Below are 3,173 nucleotides of genomic sequence, written 5' to 3' on the forward strand. Positions count from 1 at the left end.
TGGTCGACGATCAGGAGCTCATCCGATTCGGATTCCGGAGGGGGCTCGAAGCCGAAGACGACAGGGTCGTGATCGGCGAGGCGGCCGACGGCCACGCCGCGATCGCGCAGGCCGCGGCCCTCCGGCCGGATCTCGTGCTCATGGACATCCGCATGCCGGGGCTCGACGGGATCGCAGCGACCGCGGCGATCGTGCGCGAGCATCCCGAGACCCGAGTGCTGGTGCTCACCACGTTCGACCTCGACGAGTACGCGTTCGGTGCGATCCGAGCCGGGGCGAGCGGCTTCCTGCTCAAGGACGCGCAGCGTCACGAGATGATCTCGGCGATCCGGGCCGTGCACCGCGGAGATGCGGCGCTCGCCCCGCGGGTGACCCGGATGCTGCTCGAGCACGTGACGCCACGGCTCGGATCCGCCGCGGCCGTGCCCGGTTCTCCTGCGGAGCCGGCCCCGCCGACCGAGGATCCGACCACCGGGCTCACCGACCGCGAGCGCGACGTGTTCCTCGAGATCGCACGCGGGCTCACCAACGCCGAGATCGCCCAGGTGCTGTTCGTCAGCGAATCGACCGTGAAGACGCACGTCGGACGCATCCTCGCCAAGCTCGGCGCTCGCGACCGCATCCACCTCGTGATCCTCGCGCACCGGCTCGGTCTCGTCGACGACGATGCCCTGCCCTCCGACTCGTAGAGCGCGAGGGCAGGGCATTAGGGGTCAGGCCGTCGTCGGGGTCCACGCCGAGACGCGATCGAGCGCCTCGACCTCGTCGGCCGTCAGTTCGAGACGGGCACCGGCCAGGAGATCGGGTACCTGCTCGACCGTGCGGGCGCTGGCGATCGGCGCGACCACGGTCGGCTGTGCCCGCAACCAGGCGAGCGACGTCGCGGCGATCGAGGAGCCGTGCGCGTCGCCGATCTGCTCGAGGGTGTCGATGATGCGAAGGCCCGCGTCCGTGGCGTACTTCGCCGCTCCGGCCGCCCGAGGGGACGACTGTCCCTCGGGGTCGGCCGACCGGTACTTGCCCGTCAGGAAGCCGCTGGCGAGGGAGTAGTACGGCACGAGTCCGAGCCCGAACTCCTCGGCGACCGGGATGATGGTCTCCTCGACGTCGTTGCGGTGCACGAGGTTGTAGTGCGGCTGCACGGCGACCGGAACGGCGACACCGATACGGCGGGCGATCTCGACCCATTCGCGGATCCGGTCGGCCGTGTAGTTGGAGACCGCGACGTTGCGCACGAGCCCGTCTGCGACGAGCTGGCCGAAGGCTGCGACCGTCTCTTCCAGAGGCACCGTCTCGTCGTCGAAGTGCGCGTAGTAGAGGTCGATCGTGTCGACGCCGAGTCGCCCGAGAGAGGCTTCGGCGGCCTTGCGGACATTGGACGCTGCGAGTCCCGTGAAGTCCGGATGCTGGCTCACCTTGGTGGCGACGACGACGCCCTCGGGCTTGCGAGAGGCGAGCCACTCCCCGATGATCGTCTCGCTCTCACCGCCCGAGTTGCCGGGCACCCAGGCGCTGTACCCGTCTGCGGTGTCGACGAAGTCGCCGCCGCCCTCGACGAAGGCGTCCAGCACCGCGAACGATGCGTCGCGATCCGCCGTCCAGCCGAAGACGTTGCCGCCGAGCGAGAGGGGGAAGACATCAAGGTCACTGTTTCCGATACGAGTCATATCGGTGACAACCGACGACGATCGCTCGGTATTTCGCGTATGACGCGATGTGTCGGTCGAAAACGGTGCCCCGACCGGCCATGGGGAGACCCATCGGGACACCTAACCGGCTTCGCTGGGGTCTCCACCGGCTCACGGCCGCTTTTGTCTGGCCAGGGCCACAGTATCCGCAATCCCCCGCCGCTACCAGGGGTTCCCGGGCGCACCGAATGCGGCGAGCACCTGGGTGTTTCCCTCCCCGTCGATCCCATAGAAGGTACGCCCCTCACGAGGCGTGCGCCATGGGATGTCGGAGCGCGCGCATCGCGAGTAGCATCACGCGTGAGAGCGTGCACTGGCTCGGCTCATGGGGACCGTGTCGGGGCGGCTCCGGTCGAGGGACTCTTCCTCATCAGGGTCGCAGGATCCGGAGAGAGAGTCCCTCCGCTGTGCGATGTCCTGCCCCGAAAGGGCTGGAGGGATCAGAGTGCCGACTACAGGACTCGAACCTGCAACCCCCGTATTACAAGTACGGTGCGCTACCAATTGCGCCAAGTCGGCCGACGCCACCCAGCTTAGCGATGGGCGTGCGACACGGAAGAATTACGGTGCCGGCGTCTCGGTGGGTGTCGCCGTGGGCGCGGGCGTCTCGGTGGCGTAGTACGTGTCGCTGGCGACCGTCAGGACGAACTGCGAGAACTCGCTCGGGTCATCCAGCGCACCGACATAGGCCTCGCCGTTGACGACGACCATGGGCGCGGCCGTCAGCTCGAGGTCGTCCGATCCGACGAGCGGGCCCTCGAGAGCACGCGAGGTGGCATCCTTCGCCCAGGTGACGTAATCCTGGTTCTCGATGCACGAGCGGACGCTCTTGACGTTGTCGGAGCCCACGGCTCCGGCGATGTCGGCGAGCTGCGCGTCGGAGAAGCCGTCTGTGTTCACCTCGGGCTGGTCGTCGAGCAGGTCGTGGTTGAACGCGTAGAACTGTGCGGGCGAGTGCGTCGCGACGCACGCAGCGGCTGCTGCCGAGCGCAGCGAGTACTTCGTTCCGTTCGAACTCGCGGTGAGCAGCGCGACCGGGTGGTACGTCACGGTCGCTGCGCCCTCGGAGATCCAGTTCACGAGCTGACGCGAGTTGGCGCGCTCGAACGCACCGGCGTCCGGCGAGAGGTAGTCGACGTAGATGTGGATGTCGACCGTGCTCGATGTCGTGGGCTCGGGCGTCGGCGTCGCCTCTCCCCCGGTCTCGGGCGCTTCCGGGTCGGGCGTCGCGAGCGTCTCGTCCGACACCGCGGCTGCGCTGATGTCGGAGACGAGGATGCCGTCGTGGTCGAGGCCTCCCGGCGTGAGCTGCGGCTTCGACACCTGCGCCGAGACGGCGAGGGTGATGGCCGTGCCGATGGCACCGACCGCGACGACGGCGACCACGCCGAGGATGATTCGTCGCATCAGGCGCGCCCTCGACTGCTGGGCATGCACCTTCTGTGCCTTCTCCCGCACGACCTCACGCGAATTGCGAGGGGTGGG

General features: G+C 68.4%; 3 protein-coding genes and 1 tRNA gene. 1 reads left to right on the forward strand and 3 read right to left on the reverse strand.

Annotation, left to right across the window (positions count from 1 at the left end):
* Nucleotides 1–689 (forward strand): response regulator transcription factor (locus J7E68_RS18310; protein WP_215174975.1); only part of this gene is annotated, 689 nt, incomplete at its 5' end.
* A 24-nt stretch (nucleotides 690–713) separates the two neighbouring features.
* Here the strand turns inward: J7E68_RS18310 and J7E68_RS18315 are convergent.
* The 3 genes from J7E68_RS18315 to J7E68_RS18325 form a co-directional block, all read right to left on the reverse strand.
* Nucleotides 714–1,667, reverse strand: a complete 954-nt coding sequence (locus tag J7E68_RS18315; protein ID WP_215174976.1) for an aldo/keto reductase — start codon at nucleotides 1,665–1,667, stop codon at nucleotides 714–716.
* A 467-nt stretch (nucleotides 1,668–2,134) separates the two neighbouring features.
* Nucleotides 2,135–2,207: transfer RNA gene (locus J7E68_RS18320), tRNA-Thr, on the reverse strand.
* A gap of 42 nt (nucleotides 2,208–2,249) precedes the next feature.
* Nucleotides 2,250–3,173 (reverse strand): thioredoxin domain-containing protein (locus J7E68_RS18325; protein ID WP_215174977.1); only part of this gene is annotated, 924 nt, incomplete at its 5' end.

It is taken from the genome of Microbacterium sp. ISL-103 (genome assembly GCF_018613995.1).
Lineage (GTDB): Bacteria > Actinomycetota > Actinomycetes > Actinomycetales > Microbacteriaceae > Microbacterium.